Raw genomic sequence first — 17,546 nt, 5'->3', positions numbered from 1 at the left:
GTTCCGCGACGCCAGACACGCGGCGCGTGAGACGCGACGCGAGAACACGCGGCGCGAGAGACGCGTGAGACGCGACGACAGAGACACGACGCGAGATGCGCGACGTGAGAGGAGCGCCATGTCCACCCCAGCCCCCGTCACCTACCGCCACGGCGGCCTGGTCTGCACCGACCACACCCTCGATGTGCCGCTCGACCACGGCGACCCCGAGGGCCCCGCCATCGCGCTCTTCGCCCGCGAAGTCGTCGCGGAGGGACGTGAGCACGAGGACCTGCCCCGGCTCCTCTGGCTCCAGGGCGGCCCCGGCGGCCGCGCCGAACGCCCCAACGCCGCGGGAGCCTGGCTGCGCCGCGCGCTCACCGAGTACCGCGTCGTCCTCCTCGACCAGCGCGGCACCGGCCGCTCGACCCCCGCCGACCGGCGCACCCTGGCCCGTTTCGGTACGGACCACGCGGCGGCCGCCGGGTACCTCGCGCACTTCCGCGCCGACTCGATCGTGCGCGACGCCGAACTCCTGCGCCGCCGGCTCCAGGGCGATCAGCCGTGGAGCGTGCTCGGCCAGAGCTTCGGCGGCTTCACCACCCTCACCTATCTCAGCCTCGCCCCCGAAGGGCTCACCCGGGCCTACATCACCGGCGGACTGCCGACGCTCACCGGCCACGCCGACGACGTGTACCGCGCGGCCTACGCCCGCACCCTCACCGAGAACGAGCGCTACTTCGACCGCTACCCCGGCGACCAGGCACTGGCCGACGCCGTCGCGGCACACCTGGAAAGCCACGACGTGCGGATGCCGACCGGCGAACGCCTGACCGTGCGCCGCTTCCAGACCCTCGGCATCACGTTCGGCACCGCGTCCAAGTCCGAATCGCTCCACTACCTCCTGGAGACCGCCTTCACCGAGGGCGCCGACGGACCGGAGCTGACCGACACGTTTCTGCGCGGTGTCGACGCCGCCGTGTCCTTCGCCGAACGCCCCCTGTACGCCGCGCTCCACGAGCCGATCTACGCCCAGGGCGGCCGCGCCACCGACTGGTCCGCACACCGGGTCCGCCGGGAGTTCCCGGCCTTCGACGCGACCGCCGGCGGCCCGCTCCGGTTCACCGGCGAGATGGTCTACCCCTGGCAGTTCGAGGAGGACCCGGCACTCGTCCCGCTGCGCGGTGCCGCGGAGGTGCTCGCCGCCCGCACCGACTGGCCGGTCCTGTACGACCTGGAGCGACTCGCCGCCAATGAGGTCCCGGTCGTCGCCGCCGTCTACCACGACGACATGTTCGTCGACCGGGAGCACGCGCTGGCCACCGCCGACGCCGTCCGCGGCCTGCGCACCTGGATCACCGACGCCTACGCGCACGACGGGGTCAGGGCCGACGCCGCCGTGCTGGACCGGCTGATCGCGATGGGCCGCGGCGAGGCCTGAGGACGGGCGCGGGGCGGGGCACCCTCAGGGGCGGCCCGCCCCGGCGCATATGATCTACGGGTCCACACGGCGACCGCCGTCCTGCCGCGCCACCGGGGGTGTCCCATCCGTTCCGCACCCGTCCGGCTCCCCGAACAGCGCGCCGAGCTGCTGGCCCGGCACGAGGACGGTGTGGACCTGCACCATCTGGTGTGGCGGCTGGGACCCGGCTGGCGGGTGTGCAGCAGCGCCGTGCTCGGCGGCGGCATCGGCCCGCGTGACTGGATCCTCAACGCCCAGGTGCCCGGCGGCTATCCCCGTACGGACCCGGACCGGCACCTGGCCGAGATCGCCGCCGCCGGACACCTCACCGGGCCCGGCGCCGGACTGATGACGGCCGCCGATGTCACCGCGTACACGGTGGCCGTGGACGGGGACGTGACGGCCACCGCCACCTGCGGCCTCGGGGTGCGCGGCTGGGCGGCGGCGCCGGCCAAGGACACCGGGGCACCGCCGGGGCCCGGCACGGTCAACATCGTCGTCGTCCTGCCCGTGCCGCTCTGCGACGCCGCGCTCGTCAACGCCGTCGCGACCGCCACGGAGGCCAAGGTCCAGGCCCTCCTGGGGGCCGGGCTCTCCTGCTCCGGCACCCCCACCGACTCCGTCTGCGTCGCGGCGCCCGAAGCCGCCGACGGGCCGGGCGAGCCGTTCGCCGGGCCGCGCTCACGCTGGGGCGGGCGACTCGCCAGAGCCGTGCACGCTGCGGTACTCGAAGGCGCGCTGCGGCAATCCTGAGCATCCGAACCGCCGCGCCCCTCGATCGGGCGCGGCCGACGAAGGGAAGCGCCCCCATGGGATCAGCAACAGCCGACGTCACCGGAGAACGGCCGGTCGTCGCCGTACTCGGTACCGGAATCATGGGCTCAGCCATGGCCAGGAGCCTGCTGCGGGCCGGTCTTGAGGTCCGTGCCTGGAACCGTACGCAGGCCAAGGCGGCGCCGCTCGCCGCTGACGGCGCCACCGTCACGGACACGGCCGCCGACGCCGTGCGCGGCGCCGATGTCGTCCTCACCATGGTCAACGACCAGACCTCCGTCGCCGCCGCGCTCACCGCCGCGTCCGACGGGGTGCACCGGGGCCAGGTCCTGCTGCAGAGCTCCACGGTCGGACCGGACGGCGCGGTCGAGCTGGCCCAGCGAGCCGCGGACCTGGGCCTCGTCTTCCTCGACGCACCCGTCTCCGGTACCAGGCAGCCCGCGGAACAGGGCGCGCTGACCGTCTTCGTCTCCGGCCCGTCCGCCGCCCGTGGTGTGGCGGCTCCCGTGCTCGACGCGATCGGACAGCGCACGGTCTGGGTCTCCGAGGAGCCGGGGGCCGCCTCCAGGCTGAAACTCGTGGTCAACACCTGGGTGATCAACATGGTGGGCGGCGTGGCGGAGTGCCTCAACCTCGCCGAGGGGCTGGGCGTGGACCCGCAGCTGTTCCTCGACGCCGTCAAGGGCGGCCCGCTCGACTCCGGCTATCTGCACGGCAAGTCAGCCGCTGTCCTGTCCGGCGACCTCACCCCGAGCTTCGCCCTGAGCACGGCCCTCAAGGACACCCGCCTCATCCTGGACGCCGCCGGGCAGACCGGCGTACGCCTGGACCTGACCGCCGCGTCGGCGGCCCGCTTCGCCCGCGCCGAGGCGGCCGGGCACGGTGACGAGGACATGATCGCCACCTACTACGCCGGACGGGCCCCGGAGAAGGACGGCGGCTGAGCCGGGCAGCCCCGGACGGGGCCGGAGCGACCTGCTCCGGCCCCGGCGCATCTCAGACGACCCGCACCTCGTGCCGGACCACGGCGTCGAAGAGGTAGCCCTGCGTGTTGGGGACGGCCTTCTCCGGCTGGGTGCGGCCCGACCGGTCCGTCGCCCGCGCCAGCAGGACGGCCGGTCCACGGTCCCTGGGCACCCAGTCGGCCGACCAGCGGACCCAGCTTCCGCTCCGCGGCTCGTCGCGCAGCCGTGCGCGACGCCACCGCGAACCTCCGTCGGTGCTGACCTCGACCGTGCGCACCGGTGCCCCGCCCGACCAGGACCTGCCCGTCAGCACATGGCGCCGGCGGGCGTGGAACGACGCGCCCGGCACCACCTCGAAGGCGCTCTTCAGCGTCTGCCGGGTCAGCGGCGCACTGCCCTCGGGCGGATAGCCGGGGCCGAACAGCCGGTACAGGCCGGTGTTCCACGGGGAGAGCAGCGGCGACGCGCTCACCTCGATGTCGCCGACCCACTTGATGTTCGCGACCCCGACCCAGGACGGCACGATCAGCCGCACCGGACTGCCGTGGTCGGGCGGCAGCGGTTCGCCGTTCATCTCGTGGGCGAGGATCACGTCGTCCAGCGCCTTCGCGACCGGCAGCGGCCGACGGACCCGGCCGAGGTTGATCCCGTCACTGATCACCTCGTCGTCCAGTCCGCGCGGCAGCACATCCACCGCGTTCCGGGTGATGCCCGCGCGGCGCAGCACATCGGCCAGCCGCACCCCGCGCCAGCGGGCCGTACCGATCGCACCGAGCGTCCAGGCCGTGCCGCTGACCTGCTCGCCCTGCTGCGTCGTGTAGTAGCTGCGGGCGTTCCCGGCGCACTCGACGAACGAGGTGACGGTGGCCGTGGGCAGCGTCCGCAGTTGGTCGTAGGTGAACTCCACCGCCGGGCCCCGCAGCCCGTCGCCCCACACCGTCAGCTTCCAGACGGCCGGGTCGATCCGCGGGGTGGTGGTGTGGTTGCGCACGAAGAAGCGGTCGGCGGGAGTGAGCAGCCCGGTCGGGCGCAGCGCCGCGAAGTTGGTCTCGGCGTTGGTGCCGCGCACCGTGAACACCTCGGGCGGCAGCGGCTTCACGATTCCGGGCGCGGGGCCGGCCGCCCCGGGGGCCGCCTGCGCGGGGGACGGGAGACCTGCGGCCGCCGAGGCGGCCGCCACCAGGCGCAGCAGATCACGGCGTTCGATACCGGCGGAGCGCGCGGCGCCACGCGACCACTGACGCAGCCGCATCCCGTCGTAGGCGTCCTCGGACGGCGGAACGGATCTCATGGACAACTCCCGGGGCGAGTGGACGGATACAGCGCTGAGGGGGCCGGCGGCCCGGATCCGGGCAGGCCCGGCAGCAACTCCCGCACCAGAGCACCCACCTGGACCGTCTCGATCAGGAACCCGTCGTGGCCGTGCGGCGACTCCACGATCCGGGCCCGGTCGGCGCCGGGCAGCAGCGCGGCCAGCTCAGCCTGCTGTGCGGGAGGGTAGAGCCGGTCGGAGTCGATGCCCGCGATCAGCGCGGGCATCGAGGCACGGCGCAGCGCCCGCGCCGTACCACCGCGGCCGCGCCCGATGTCATGCCCGTTCATCGCCTCGGTCAGGGTGACGTAGCTGCCGGCGTCGAAGCGGTGCACCAGTCTGGCCGAGTGATGGTCGAGATACGACTCCACCCGGTACCGCCCGCCGTGCCGTGGATGCTCACCCGGCTGCGCCTCGCCACCGAACCGGGAGCCGAGTTCGGGCTCGCTGCGGTAGGTGATGTGGGCGATCCTGCGGGCCAGGCCGAGGCCCCGGTGCGGCCCCTCGCCCGGTGCCGCGTCGTGGTAGTGGCCGCCGCGCCAGCCGGGGTCGGAGCGGATCGCCGAGATCTGCACGGAGCCCCAGGCGATCTGCTCGGCCGAGGCCGCGGCGGGCGCCGCGAGCAGCAGCAGCGAGCCGGTGCGCTCCGGCCTGCCGACGGCCCATTCGAGCGCCCGCATGCCGCCCATCGAGCCGCCGATCACCGCCGCCCACCGGCCGATGCCCAGCGCGTCGGCCAGCGCCGCCTCGGCCGCCACCTGGTCACGGACCGTCAGACGGGGGAAGCCGCCGCCCCAGCGCGCCCCGCCCGGACCGATGGACGACGGACCCGTGCTGCCCTGGCAGCCGCCCAGCACATTGGGCGCGACGACGAACCAGCGCTCGGTGTCCAGCGCCTTGCCGGGGCCGACCAGAGCGTCCCACCAGCCGTCGGAGGGATGGCCGGGCTCCGCGGGACCGGCCACATGGCTGTCCCCGGTCAGTGCGTGCAGCACCAGGACCGCGTTGGAACCGTCGGCCGCCCGGCGTCCCCAGGTCTCGTAAGCCAGCTGTACACCGGGCAGCTCGTCGCCCGACTCCAGCGGCAGCGCCCGGTCCAGGCGGACCCAGGAGCGACGGCCCGGCGGATCCCCCTCCCGCCGGCCTCCGGTGGCCGGCGGGAGGGGGAGCGTGGTGAGGGGGTCCGTCCGGTTCAGGACGCCGCCTTCGCGGCCCGGAACCCGGCCTCCAGATCGGCCTTGAGGTCGTCCACGTTCTCCAGCCCGACGGAGAGGCGGACCAGCCCGGCCGTCGCTCCGGTGGCGGCCAGCTGCTCCTCGGTCAGCTGGCTGTGCGTGGTCGACGCCGGGTGGATGATCAGGCTGCGCACGTCACCGATGTTGGCGAGGTGGCTGAAGAGTTCGACCGCGTCCACGAACCGCTTGCCCGCCTCCACCCCGTCCCGCAGCTCGAAGGCGAGCACCGCACCCGCGCCACGCGGCAGATACCGGCGGCCCGCTTCGTACCACTTGCTCGATTCGAGCCCGGCGTAGTGGACGGCCGACACCTCGTCCCGGCGCTCCAGCCACTCGGCCAGCGCCAGGGCGTTCGCGGTGTGCCGCTCCAAACGCAGGCTCAGCGTCTCCACGCCCTGCAGCAGCAGGAAGGCGGAGTGCGGCGAGAGCGCGGGGCCGAGGTCGCGCAGCAGCTGCACCCGGAGCTTGACCGCGAAGGCGCTGGGGCCGAGGTCCGGCCAGTAGCGCAGACCGTGGTAGCTCGGGTCGGGGGAGCTGAAGTCCGGGAACCGCTCGGCGTGCGCCCCGAAGTCGAACGTTCCCCCGTCCACCACCACGCCTCCGATGGTGGTTCCGTGCCCGCCGAGGAACTTGGTCGCCGAGTGGATGACGACGTCCGCGCCGTGCTCGATCGGACGCAGCAGGAAGGGCGTGGGCACGGTGTTGTCGACGACCAGCGGCACCCCGGCCGCGTGCGCGGCGTCGGCGACCGCCCGGATGTCGAGGACGTCACCGCGCGGATTGCCCAGCGTCTCCGCGAACAGCGCCTTGGTGTTCGGCCGGATCGCCGCCGACCACGCCTCGATGTCGTCCGGGTCGTCGACGAACGACACCTCGATGCCGAACCGGGGGAGCGTGTGGCGCAGCAGGTTGTACGTGCCTCCGTACAACGAGGTGGACGAGACGATGTGGTCTCCGGCACCGGCCAGCGTCAGCAGGGCGAGCGTCTCGGCGGCCTGCCCGGAAGCGAGGGCCACCGCGGCGACTCCGCCTTCCAGCGCGGCGATCCGCTGCTCCAGGACGTCCTGGGTCGGGTTGTGGATCCGGGTGTAGATGTTGCCGGGCTCGGCCAGCGAGAACAGGTCCGCGGCGTGCTGGGTGTCCCGGAAGACGAACGACGTCGTCTGGTAGATCGGCACGGCACGGGCGCCGGTCGCCGGATCGGGGACGGCCCCCGAGTGGATCTGCTTGGTCTCGAACGACCAGGCCGCGCCGGGGTCCTGACGGTCCTGGTCCTCGGGGGTGTGACCTGCGGTGACGGAGTCTACGGGCTGGCTCATGGTGTTCCTCTGCGGTTCTCGGTGCGGGCTTGGTCAGGTCCCGCCGCGGCCGGCCGTGGACATGCCGAAGCCGGGGCGGGGCCTGAGGCGGGAATCAACGCCGTGGTGCGTCCGGGCAGTTGGGTTGCTCAGCGGAGCGCGGCGCGGCGGCTACACACGGAGGACGCGAGGCGCCCCAGATCGACGTGGCGACGTGAGACGAGTGGCAGGGGCGCGGGCATGCGGCGAGCGTGTCAGCGGGCCCGGTGCGCGTCAACCGCCCGGTACCCCGGACGAGTCGTCCGCGGGCACTGTTCGAGGCGTGAGCGGCAGCGGGCCCGGAGCGTCGGCGTGCCGTACCCGTCCAGTGCCGGACCTGCTCGGACCTGCACGGACGTGCGCGGGCGCGCGGCGGACAGCCGACTGCCCGGACCACCGGGGGAGCCGGTGGTCCGGGCAGGGGGCGGGGCACGATTTCATCGGACCGAAACAACCGCGGCCCGCGGCCGGTGCTCACCGTGCGGTGGGGACCTCCACGATCGAGCGGCCGGCCCAGCCGGGCGGTGCCTCCGTGAGGGCGACGAGGCGCTCGCGCACCCCGTCGGGGAAGGGCGCGGTACGGCCGGCCCGCTGGTCCACATGGAGGGCGAGCAGTTCGCTCGTCGCCACGGGCTCGGCGTCCGGGGCCGGTTCGGCGTCGTCCGGTGCGTCGGGCCCGAGCACGTACAGCTCATGGCTGAACCGGGTCTTCTTCGCGTCGGCACCGAGCACCCGGGTCCGGACGGCGAGCCGGTCACCCTCCGAGACGTCGCGCAGATAGCGGATATGGGACTCGACCGTGTACAGCGAACAGCCGGTGCTCTCCCGGTACTCGGAGTCCAGACCGGTTTCGATCATCATCCGGTCGGTCGCGAAACCGAAGACGAGTACGTAGAACGCCTCGCTCATATGGCCGTTGTAGTCGATCCACTCCGGGCGTACGGTCTCCCGGTGCAGCGGCAGCGCGGTCACTCGGCCGCCTCCTCTGTGCCCCGCCCGGCGAGCCGGCCGGTGGCGCGCAGGACTGCGATGACGCCGCGGTCGCGTTCGGCCACCAGATCCGCGATGCTGCGGCCGCCCGCCGCTTCGTCGCAGCCGCGCACCACCGCGTCGTACAGCTCCCGGTCCAGTTCGGGGGCTTCGAGCCGGGTCCACGGGGCCTTGAGGGAGGGGCCGAAGTGGTCCAGCATGTGCGCCATGCCGCCCTCGCCGCCCGCGAGCGCGAAGGTCAGCATCGGCCCCATGCAGGCCCAGCGCAGTCCGGGTCCCTCGGTGATGGAGGCGTCGATCTCCGCCACCGTCGCCTCGCCGTTGGCGACCATGTGCAGCGCCTCGCGCCACAGCGCCTCCTGGAGGCGGTTCGCGATGAACCCGGGGACCTCGCGCTCCATCGTGATCACGGACTTGCCCGCGACCTCGTAGAACCGGGACGCCCAGCCGACCGCGGACGGTGCGGTCAGCTCGCCGCCCACCACCTCGACCAGCGGGATCAGATACGGCGGGTTGAACGGGTGCCCCACGACCAGCCGGGCAGCGCCCGCGGCCCGGGTCTGCATGTCGGTCATCGGATAGCCGGACGTCGAGGACGCGATCACGACCCCCGGAGGCGCGGCGGCGTCGAGGCGGGCCAGCAGGTCCCGCTTGAGCTCCAGCTTCTCCGGAGCGCTCTCCTGGACGAACTGGGCTTCGGCCACGGCTTCTTCGAGCGTCGGCACGACCGTGAGCCGGTCCGGCGACGCCCCTTCCGCGAGGCCGAGCTGCTCCAGCGCGGGCCAGGCGGCATCCACCAGCCGGCGGAGCTTCTCCTCGGCCTCGGGGGCCGGGTCCCAGGCGGTGACGTCGTAGCCACGGGCCAGGAAGTGCGCGACCCAGCCGCCGCCGATCACTCCGGCGCCCACGCACGCCACGCGGCGTACGTCCTCGGGGGCGCAGGGGGCGGGGGTGGCCGGTTCGGGCTGAACAGCGTTCGCGGGCCCGGTGGTTCGCGGGGGCTGTGCGGGCTGTGCGGCGTTCATCGTGCGGTTCTCCAGAACGGGTGGGGGAGCGGGTGGCGGCCGGGACGGGTGTCAGCCGCGGGGCTTGAGCCCGAGCCGCTGACGGGCCTCGTCCGGGGTGGCGACCCGGGAGCCCAGCGACTCGGTGATCCGCACGGCGCGCTCGACCAGCTGGGCGTTGGTGGCCTTGACGCCCTTGCCGAGGTACAGGTTGTCCTCAAGACCGACCCGTACATGGCCGCCGAGGAGGATCGACTGCGCGACCCACGGCATCTGCATCCGGCCCAGCGCGAAGCTCGCCCACTGCGCGCCCTCGGGCAGCATGTTCACCATCGACTGGAGCACGCCGGGATCGGCGGGGGCGCCCCACGGGACGCCCATGCAGAGCTGGAAGACGGTCGGGGCGTCGAGCAGCCCCTCGGCGAGGAGCTGCTTGGCGAACCACAGCTGCCCGGTGTCGAAGATCTCCAGCTCCGGGCGTACGCCCAGCTCCTGGATTCGGCGGGCACCCGCCCGGAGCATGTCCGGGGTGGAGACGTACAGATTGCTGCCGTCGCCGAAGTTCAGGGAGCCGCAGTCGAGGGTGCAGATGTCCGGCAGCAGGTCCTCGACGTGGGGGAGGCGTTCCAGCCCGCCGACCAGGTCGGTGCCCGGCAGCTGCCGCAGCGGGGCGTCGGGGTCGATCACCAGATCGCCGCCCATGCCGGCGGTCAGATTGATGACGACATCGGTTCCGGTCTCCTTGATCCGCTCGACGACCTCCCGGTACAGGCGCGGATCGCGGGAGGGCGCACCGGTCTCCGGCTCGCGGACGTGGATGTGCACGACAGCCGCGCCGGCCCCGGCCGCCTCGACGGCGGAACGGGCGATCTGCTCGGGAGTGACGGGCACATGGGGGCTCTTGCGGACCGTGTCACCGGCTCCGGTGAGGGCACACGTGATGATGACGTCCTGGTTTACGGGCATGCGGAAGCGGCTCCTGATTCGATGGGTCTGCTGAACCCGGTGGGGCTCTGCTGAGCTGGAGGTCTGCTGAGGCGGGGATGTGCTGACGTGGGGTCCGCCGTATCGAGTGGTGGCGCGGGGCGGGCGGGGGTCAGTCTGCGGTCAGGGTCGCGTCCACATAGCGGAGCAGCGCACCGTGCATGTCCTCGGCACTGGTGCCCGGTTCCCCCGGTTTCGTGGCGAGGACCTGGGTGGCCAGTCCGTCGATGAGGGCGGTGAGGCCGACGGCGGCGGACTCCGGATCGACCGGCCGGAAGACCTCCTGGGCGACGCCGCGCCCGATCACCTCCGCGACCGTGGCCCGCCACTGCCGGTAGTACTCCACATGGAGTTCACCGACCGCGGTGGAGCGCGCCGCCTCGGCCCACAGGTCGAGCCAGACGCTCCACTGGCGGCGCTGCTGCGGGGTGTACGGGGTCTGGAGTTCGATCAGCAGGCGGAGTTCGTCGCCGGCATGCTGCGTGTCCGCGGTCCCAGCGGCGCGTCTGGCGGTGTCCTCGTCCATGCACCAGCGGGCGGCCGCCTCCAGCAGCTCGTCACGCCCGGGGAAGTGGTAGTGGATGGCGGCGGTACTGGTTCCGCAGGCGTCCGCGATGTCGGAGACCCGTACGGAATGGAATCCGTGCTCCGCGATCAGCCGGACGGTCTGCCGGACGATCTGGAGCGGTCTGCCGCTGTCCGCCGCCGACCGGTCGGCGGCGGCGTTCCGGATACGCCGGGGGCGGGCGGCCGGCACCGGGGACCCGGTCTGCCGAGAGGGCGCCGTGCCCTGCTCCGGACGCGTCCCGAGCAGCCATCCGGCGTCGACCCCGGCGATGTCGGCCACCCGGGCCAGCTCGGCCGTGGTGAAGCGGCGGGTGCCGCCGAGCGAGCGCGAGAGCTTCGACGGATCGATGACCATCCGCCGCGCGAACTCGCGCTGACTCACTCCGGCATCCCGGATCACCTGCCGGACCCGCTCGGCCGCCTCATCGTGCTGCATGGTCGGCCACGTTACCCATGTGTTGAGAGGATCTCAACATCAGGCGGGGTCAATGCCGTGAACGGGTGTGCATTGAGGTGCTGACTGATGCATCAGTCAGCACATTCGTCGCTCATTAGTCGACGAGCATCCCGGTGCGGAGCTTGTCCAGAATCCGGCTGATCAGACGCGAGACGTGCATCTGCGAGATGCCGAGTTCGGTGCCGATCTGCGACTGCGTCAGCTCCTGGCCGAAACGCATCTCGATGATCCGGTGCTCGCGTGCGTCCAGGTCACCGAGCAGCGGCGCCAGCGTCTGCAGGTTCTCCACCGTCTCGATGGCGGGGTCCGCCTCGCCCAGCGCGTCGGCGAAGGTGCGCCCCGCAGTGCCGTTGCGGCCCGTGTCCGTCGCGTCGGTCGGCATGTCCAGGGACCCCGCCGTGTATCCGTTGGCCGCGACGATCCCCTCGGCCACCTCCTCCTGCGTGATCCCCAGGTGTCCGGCCAGCTCCTGGACCGTGGGTTCCCGGTCGAGCTCCGTGGCCAGGCTCTCCTTCGCCTTGGCGATGTCCACGCGCAGCTCCTGGAGCCGGCGCGGCACATGGACCGCCCAGGTGGTGTCGCGGAAGAACCGCTTGATCTCCCCGACGATGTACGGGACCGCGAAGGAGGTGAACTCGACCTCGCGGGACAGGTCGAACCGGTCGATCGCCTTGATCAGCCCGATCGTGCCGACCTGGACGATGTCCTCCATGTCGCCGCTGCCGCGGTTGCGGAACCGGCCCGCGGCGAACCGGACGAGCGAGAGGTTCATCTCGATGAGCGTGTTGCGCGCGTACTGATGGGCGGCGGTGCCCTCCTCCAGGACCTGGAGCCGGTCGAAGAACAGCTTCGACAGCGCCCGCGCGTCCTTGGGGGCGATCTTGCCGGTGTCCTCGATCCACGGAAGGCCGTCCGCGGCACCCAGGGCGTCCGCGGCGTTCCCGCCGTCGGGCATGTCCGTCACACCTGTCATGCCGGTGGTGTCCACCATGACCGCGGCGGCTGCCGCCGTTGTCGCGGCAGGGGCTCCCGCCGCCGTCGACCGTGCACTCTCCGCTCGCTCCGAACCGGCGGTCTGCGCAGTGTGCGCCGTCATCTCGTCACGCTCCCCTGCTCGTAGGCCATGAGGTGTAGGCGTATGCCCGCGGAGAGCCCGCCCATGCGGGCGGCTGAGAGTTGATCAGGTCACAGCCGGTCAATGACCGGGAATCGACGTGATCCCTCGTCATGTCCGTTCAGGACAACGGAATCGGCAGCAGAACCGCCCCACCGGTACGGGGGAGCCCGGTGGGGCGGTCGTCACCAGAGTGCCACAGCCCCGGGCGCAATGGGCACCGACCGGCGCATATCCAGCGGTAGTTGAGTCGAAATCGACGGTGCCCCGGCTCGCGGTCTCGGGCCGATGGCCGCGCTCGCGCGGATGACCTGCGGTGGGGGAGCGGAGAGCGGCCGCGACCCGACTGGCGGGAATCGGTCAGCGGGCGGACGGCGGTGTCGTGTCACGGCTCCGTGAACCCGGCGCCTCCCTGGGAATACCCGCACCCGGGAGAGCCTTCCTGCTGCTGAGGGCACCGTCCGGGTGGCCGGTGCCGTGGCGAACAGCCGTGGCGAACAGCCGTGGGAAACAGGAGAGGGAGCTCATGCCGAAGGCGTACGTGTTCACCCGCAACGGCGGGCCGGAGGTGGAGGCCCTCGTCGAGCAGGAGGCCCCGGTACCCGGTCCCGGGGAGCTGCTCATCGCCGTACGGGCGGCGGGCGTCAACCCGGTCGACTGGAAGCTGCGCACGGGATACACCCGGCCCGGCAGCGAACCGCAGCCGTTCCCCACCGTCCTCGGCAGCGAGGCCGCCGGGGTCGTCGTGGCGGTCGGCCCGGACGTCGAAGGGTTTGCGCCCGGCGACGAGGTGTTCGGCACTCCGGTGACCGGCGGGTACGCCGAGTACACGCTGCTGCCCGTGGCGGTGACCGCGCCCAAGCCGGCCGGGCTGTCGTTCACCGACGCGGCGGCGCTCCCGGTCGCGGCCGCCACCGCCTACGACGGGCTGCGCCAGCTCGCTCCCGCCCCCGGCTCGACGCTGCTGGTCACCGGCGCGGGAGGCGGCGTCGGAAACGCCGCGGTCCAGCTCGCACACCACGCGGGCGTCAGGGTCGTCGCGGTGGCGGGCGCGGCCAAGAAGGACTTCGTCGAGTCGCTCGGCGCGGTCCACGTGGAATCCGGCGCCTCGCTCGCCGACCGGGTACGGGCGGCGGCCCCCGACGGCGTAGACGCGGTCTTCGACCTGGTCGGCGGGGACACCCTGCGGGAGGCCGCCTCGCTGCTCGCCGATCCCGCCGCGCTCATCAGCGCCGCCGACAAAGCGCTCGCGGTGGAGCTGGGGGGCGCCGCGGTGGTGCGGGCCCGTACCTCTGCGGTCCTTGCCGAGGTCGCGGACCTCGTCGTCGCCGGAGCCCTGCGGACCCATGTCACCCGGACCTACCCGCTGAGCGAGGCGGGCGAGGCGCTGCGGGCCGTGGAGAGTGGCCACGCCCGGGGGAAGACCGTGATCGAGGTGACCGCGTGAGCACGCGGCAGCCACTGTCCGGCGGCGGCCATCCGCTGGACGACCCGGTCGGCTCCTCGCTGACCGGGCCGCACGCCCGTTTCGCGGAACGCCGCGGCCGCGTCCTGCGCTACCCGGCCGCCGTCACCCCCTGGGTCGCGCTTCCGGACCGGCCGGGGCCGGCGGACTGGGCCGACGCCGCGGCGCTCGCCGGTCCGGGCGGAGAGATCACCATCACCGCCTTCCGGGAGCCGCCGCCGGACGACTGGGAGCGGACCTTCCACGCCGAGGGCGTCCAGCTCGTCGACGACGGCGTCGCGGCCGCCCCGGACCCGGAGGCGGTCCGGCTCGGACCGGCCGACGTGCCCGAGATGCTCGACCTGGTGGCACGCACCCGGCCGGGACCGTTCCTGCCCCGCACCATCGAGCTCGGCACCTATCTCGGAATCCGGCGCGAGGGGGCGCTGGTGGCGATGGCCGGGGAACGGCTGCACCCGCCCGGCTGGAGCGAGATCAGCGCGGTCTGCACCGACGAGTCCGTCCGGGGCCAGGGTCTCGCCACCCGGCTGCTGCTCGCGGTCTCCCACGAGATCCGGGAACGCGGCGAAACGCCGTTCCTGCACGCCGCGGCGGACAACGTCCATGCCGTGCGGCTCTACGAGTCCCTCGGATTCCGGCTCCGCCGGCGAACGGCCTTCCTGGCCGCGCTCGTCCCCGGCGCCGAGACTCCCCGTCCGGTCCGTCCGGCCCGGGGTGAGACGGCAGAAGCGAACGCGGTGGCCCGCGGCTGATCCCTCCCCGGCGTCCCGGACGGACGCTGATCTTCGGTGTCCCGGACGGAGGGGCCCCGGTATCCCGGACGGACGCTTGTCCCCGGCATCCCGGACAGAGGGAACCCCGGCATCCCGGACGGACGCGTCTCCGGGCGTCATGTCCGGGACGTCCGTCCGGGTCTTCCGTCCGGGTCTTCCGGCCCGAAGAGCGCCGCCGTCCGGTGTCGCGTGACCTTCGGCGTGGCTCAAAAGGCCGAAAGCCCCCTGCGCCGATGCCCCAGACCCAGGTGGACTGGAGTTGACTGCCGGGGCGTGCCCGGCGCCTGCGGGAGGAGAGGACACAGTGACGATCGGGGTGCGGCGTCCGGCGATGGCGCACAGCGTGGAGCCACTGGTGGCCGATGCCGGGGAGCGGGCCGCCGTCGCGGCCCGGTTCAGCACCCCGGTTCTGATGGGCGGGCTGGCCCTGCTCTCCCTCGCTGTGGTGTGCCTCGACGTCCTGACCGGCGATGACCTGCAGCTGATCCCCCTGCTGGTCGTCGTGCCCGCACTTGTCTCCGTCTTCTGCACGGTCCGGCAGACCGTCGCCGCGGCGCTCTGGATCATGCCCGTCGTCGTCATCTCGCGGCTGGTGTCGGGGGGCACGTTCTGGGACCTGGCGAGCGGCGTCTGCTTCACCGTGCTGGCCTGTGCGCTCGGCGTCGCCGCCTGTACGCGCAGGATCCGGCACGTCAGCGCGATCGCCAGGCTGCGGTCCGCGGCCGTCACCCTTCAGCGCCAGATCCTGCGCCCGCTGCCCGTGCTGACCGACCAGGTCCTGGTGGACGGCATCTACGCGCCGATCGAGGAGGACCACCTGGTCGGCGGCGACATCTACGAGATCGTCCAGTCCCCGTACGGCACCCGCGTCATCATCGGTGACGTGCAGGGGAAGGGCCTCGCCGCCATAGGGGTGGGCTTCGCCGCGCTCGGCGCGTTCCGGGAGGCAGCCATCCGTGAGCCCGCCCTGACCGGTGTGGTGGACGCGGTCGAGGACGCGGTCGCCCGGCACAACGCCTTCTCCGCGCAGACCGGCGAGACGGAGCGCTTCGTCACCGCGCTGGTGCTCGGCCTCGACGGCGGCGGCCGGATACAAGCCGTCAACTGCGGCCACCTGCCGCCCCGGATGCTGCACGAGGGGGTGGCGGCCGTCGTTCCGCTGCGCCGTACGTCGGTGCCGCTGGGTATGGCGGAGCTGGGCAACGAGGCGCGGGTCGCCGAGTGGCTGGACTTCCCGCCCGGCGCGACGCTCCTGATGTTCACCGACGGAGTGACCGAGGCCCGTGACGCCTCGGGAGCCTTCTACCCGCTGGACGCACGCCTGAGCCACTGGACCCGGCTCGGCCCCCGCGAGCTGCTGGACACGCTCCACGCGGACCTGGAGGCCTTCTCCGGCGGCGTGCGGCGCGACGACATCGCGGCGATCACGTTGCGCGCCACGTCGTCGGGTACCCACCGTCCTCCCGAGGCGGCCGACGACGGAGCCCGGCGGGCCGCGGAGGCGTTCAGCGGGCGGTAGGGCCGGCCCCCATGCCCCCATGCCACCGGTCCACCGGCCCGTAACGCCTGTCCCGCGTCCTCGCCGCAGCCCCTTCGGATGTCCCGGAGGGGCATTTGTCGCACCGGGACATTATCGGGTGTACGGTGCAGATATGAACCGGGAACGGAAGCCCCCGGAGAGGCGGAGCCGCAAGGCCCGCCGGACCCGGGACACACTGGCCCAGGCCGCGTTCGAGCTGGTGCTCGACCGGGGTCTGAGGGAAGTGACGGTCGAGGAGATCGCGGAACACGCGGATGTCGACCGCCGTACCTTCAGCCGCTACTTCACCAGCAAGGAAGCCGCCGTACTGGACTCGGTCCGGGGCGACGGCGACCGGATCAACGAGGCCCTGCGGGCCCGTCCCGCCGGGGAACCGCCGCTCACCGCCTACCGCCGGGCCGTCCTGGACTGGCTGGAGGATCCCGGGGCGGAGGCCTGGCACCGCCGCCCGAGGATCTTCGAACTGCTGGTCCTCGCCGAGCGGGAGCCGACCCTCTACGCGGCGTTCCACCACATCCGGGTGGACGCCCAGGAGGACTCGGTCGCCATCGTCGCGCAGCGGCTGGGCACCGACCCGCGGCAGGACCTCCGTCCCGCCGTCACGGTCGCGGCCGGAGCGGGGGCGCTCCTCGCCGCCCAGGCCGCCTGGGTCCGCGGCAGCTGCCCCGAGGAGCTGCCCCGGCTCGTCGAGCAGGCATTCGACGCCCTTTCGGCGGAACTGTTCGCACAGCTCCCCGCCGGACCGGCGTCACACAGCACCACGGAAGGAAACGGAACATCATGAGCACCACCCCCGCCACCACCGAGCAGGAATTCGCCGGACGCACGGCCCTCGTCACCGGAGGGGCCTCCGGCATCGGACTGGCCCTCGCCCACCGGCTGGCCGACGCGGGCGCGTCCGTGGTCGTGGCCGACTACGACGAGGAGAGCGCCCGCAAGGCGGTCGCCGCACTCAAGAACACCGGGGCCGAGGCCGCAGCCGTCGCCATGGACGTCACAGACCCCGCCTCCGTCGAAGCGGGCGTACGGTTCGCCGTCGACACCTTCGGAGCCCTTCACCTCGCGGTGAACAACGCGGGGATCGGCGGCCCGAGCAGCCCGACCGGCGACTACGCCGTCGAGGACTGGAACCGGGTCGTCGCCACCAACCTCAGCGGCGTCTTCTACTCGATGCGCTACGAGCTTCCCGCGATCGTCGCCGCCGGCGGTGGCGCCATCGTCAACATGTCGTCGATCCTCGGCACCAACGGCTTCGCCGGATCGCCCGCGTACGTCGCCGCCAAGCACGGAGTCGTCGGCCTCACCAAGACGGCGGCACTGGAGTACGCGGCACAGAACGTCCGCGTCAACGCGGTCGGCCCCGGCTTCATCGACACCCCGCTGCTGCGCAACACGGACGGCCCTGCCCGCGACCACCTCATCTCGCTGCACCCGGCCGGCCGCCTCGGCACCGCGCAGGAGGTGGCGGAGCTCGCCGCCTTCCTGCTCTCCGACCGCGCCTCGTTCATCCACGGCAGCTACCACCTGGTGGACGGCGGATACTCCGCCTCCTGAATGGCGCACGGGGGCTTCGGGGGTGACAAATAGA

At 73.0% G+C, this 17,546-nt stretch carries 17 protein-coding genes; 8 read left to right on the top strand and 9 right to left on the bottom strand.

Features of this window, described 5'->3' with window-relative positions:
• The first annotated feature begins 118 nt into the window (after positions 1–118).
• From ACIP89_RS22790 to ACIP89_RS22780, 3 genes are all read left to right on the top strand, one after another.
• Complete coding sequence (locus ACIP89_RS22790; RefSeq protein ID WP_402116399.1) at positions 119–1,420, top strand: alpha/beta fold hydrolase; 1,302 nt, start codon at positions 119–121, stop codon at positions 1,418–1,420.
• Between the two features lie 171 nt (positions 1,421–1,591).
• Positions 1,592–2,194: an adenosylcobinamide amidohydrolase gene (locus ACIP89_RS22785; RefSeq protein ID WP_401928164.1), complete on the top strand. Its 603-nt coding sequence runs from the start codon at positions 1,592–1,594 to the stop codon at positions 2,192–2,194.
• Positions 2,195–2,250: 56 nt separating this feature from the next.
• On the top strand, positions 2,251–3,159 hold the full coding sequence (locus ACIP89_RS22780; RefSeq protein WP_402116398.1) for an NAD(P)-dependent oxidoreductase: 909 nt from the start codon (positions 2,251–2,253) through the stop codon (positions 3,157–3,159).
• Between the two features lie 52 nt (positions 3,160–3,211).
• Here the strand turns inward: ACIP89_RS22780 and ACIP89_RS22775 are convergent, their stop codons facing one another.
• The 9 genes from ACIP89_RS22775 to ACIP89_RS22735 form a co-directional block, all read right to left on the bottom strand.
• Positions 3,212–4,471 carry a sulfite oxidase gene (locus ACIP89_RS22775; protein WP_401928169.1) on the bottom strand — a complete coding sequence of 420 codons (1,260 nt, stop codon included), beginning with the start codon at positions 4,469–4,471 and terminating at the stop codon, positions 3,212–3,214.
• A complete protein-coding gene (locus ACIP89_RS22770; protein WP_402116507.1) occupies positions 4,468–5,688 on the bottom strand; it encodes a homoserine O-acetyltransferase in 1,221 nt (406 codons plus the stop codon). Before ACIP89_RS22770 ends, ACIP89_RS22775 begins: the two co-directional genes overlap by 4 nt.
• On the bottom strand, positions 5,685–7,046 hold the full coding sequence (locus ACIP89_RS22765) for a bifunctional o-acetylhomoserine/o-acetylserine sulfhydrylase (protein WP_389219135.1): 1,362 nt from the start codon (positions 7,044–7,046) through the stop codon (positions 5,685–5,687). The genes ACIP89_RS22770 and ACIP89_RS22765 overlap by 4 nt, the downstream gene beginning before the upstream one ends.
• Before the next feature lie 128 nt (positions 7,047–7,174).
• The gene (locus ACIP89_RS22760; RefSeq protein ID WP_401928172.1) at positions 7,175–7,267 is read right to left on the bottom strand and encodes a putative leader peptide; all 93 of its coding nucleotides are present in this window, start codon (positions 7,265–7,267) and stop codon (positions 7,175–7,177) included.
• A gap of 271 nt (positions 7,268–7,538) precedes the next feature.
• On the bottom strand, positions 7,539–8,036 hold the full coding sequence (locus tag ACIP89_RS22755; RefSeq protein ID WP_402116397.1) for a thioesterase family protein: 498 nt from the start codon (positions 8,034–8,036) through the stop codon (positions 7,539–7,541).
• A complete protein-coding gene (locus ACIP89_RS22750; RefSeq protein WP_401929229.1) occupies positions 8,033–9,079 on the bottom strand; it encodes a 3-hydroxyacyl-CoA dehydrogenase NAD-binding domain-containing protein in 1,047 nt (348 codons plus the stop codon). The genes ACIP89_RS22755 and ACIP89_RS22750 overlap by 4 nt, the downstream gene beginning before the upstream one ends.
• 51 nt (positions 9,080–9,130) lie before the next feature.
• Entirely contained in the window at positions 9,131–10,024 is an 894-nt protein-coding gene (locus tag ACIP89_RS22745) for a 3-keto-5-aminohexanoate cleavage protein (RefSeq protein WP_401928179.1), read from the bottom strand.
• 130 nt (positions 10,025–10,154) lie between these two features.
• A complete protein-coding gene (locus ACIP89_RS22740) occupies positions 10,155–11,045 on the bottom strand; it encodes a TetR family transcriptional regulator C-terminal domain-containing protein (RefSeq protein ID WP_402116395.1) in 891 nt (296 codons plus the stop codon).
• Positions 11,046–11,160: 115 nt separating this feature from the next.
• Positions 11,161–12,021, bottom strand: a complete 861-nt coding sequence (locus tag ACIP89_RS22735; RefSeq protein ID WP_402116506.1) for an RNA polymerase sigma factor SigF — start codon at positions 12,019–12,021, stop codon at positions 11,161–11,163.
• A 685-nt stretch (positions 12,022–12,706) separates the two neighbouring features.
• On the opposite strand from ACIP89_RS22735, the gene ACIP89_RS22730 reads away from it, so the two are divergent.
• The 5 genes from ACIP89_RS22730 (at position 12,707) to ACIP89_RS22710 (ending at position 17,512) form a co-directional block, all read left to right on the top strand.
• A complete protein-coding gene (locus ACIP89_RS22730; protein WP_401928183.1) occupies positions 12,707–13,627 on the top strand; it encodes an NADP-dependent oxidoreductase in 921 nt (306 codons plus the stop codon).
• On the top strand, positions 13,624–14,397 hold the full coding sequence (locus ACIP89_RS22725; protein ID WP_401928186.1) for a GNAT family N-acetyltransferase: 774 nt from the start codon (positions 13,624–13,626) through the stop codon (positions 14,395–14,397). The genes ACIP89_RS22730 and ACIP89_RS22725 overlap by 4 nt, the downstream gene beginning before the upstream one ends.
• Before the next feature lie 325 nt (positions 14,398–14,722).
• A complete protein-coding gene (locus tag ACIP89_RS22720; protein WP_401928189.1) occupies positions 14,723–15,937 on the top strand; it encodes a PP2C family protein-serine/threonine phosphatase in 1,215 nt (404 codons plus the stop codon).
• 133 nt (positions 15,938–16,070) lie between these two features.
• Positions 16,071–16,742, top strand: a complete 672-nt coding sequence (locus ACIP89_RS22715; protein WP_401928192.1) for a TetR family transcriptional regulator — start codon at positions 16,071–16,073, stop codon at positions 16,740–16,742.
• The gene (locus ACIP89_RS22710) at positions 16,739–17,512 is read left to right on the top strand and encodes an SDR family NAD(P)-dependent oxidoreductase (protein ID WP_401929220.1); all 774 of its coding nucleotides are present in this window, start codon (positions 16,739–16,741) and stop codon (positions 17,510–17,512) included. Before ACIP89_RS22715 ends, ACIP89_RS22710 begins: the two co-directional genes overlap by 4 nt.
• Positions 17,513–17,546 lie beyond the last annotated feature (34 nt).

The sequence above is a fragment of the Streptomyces sp. NPDC088730 genome (assembly GCF_044751215.1).
Classification (GTDB): Bacteria; Actinomycetota; Actinomycetes; order Streptomycetales; family Streptomycetaceae; genus Streptomyces.
The sequence above is the reverse complement of the archived record's forward strand: the minus strand, read 5'-3'. Positions and strand labels throughout refer to the sequence as shown.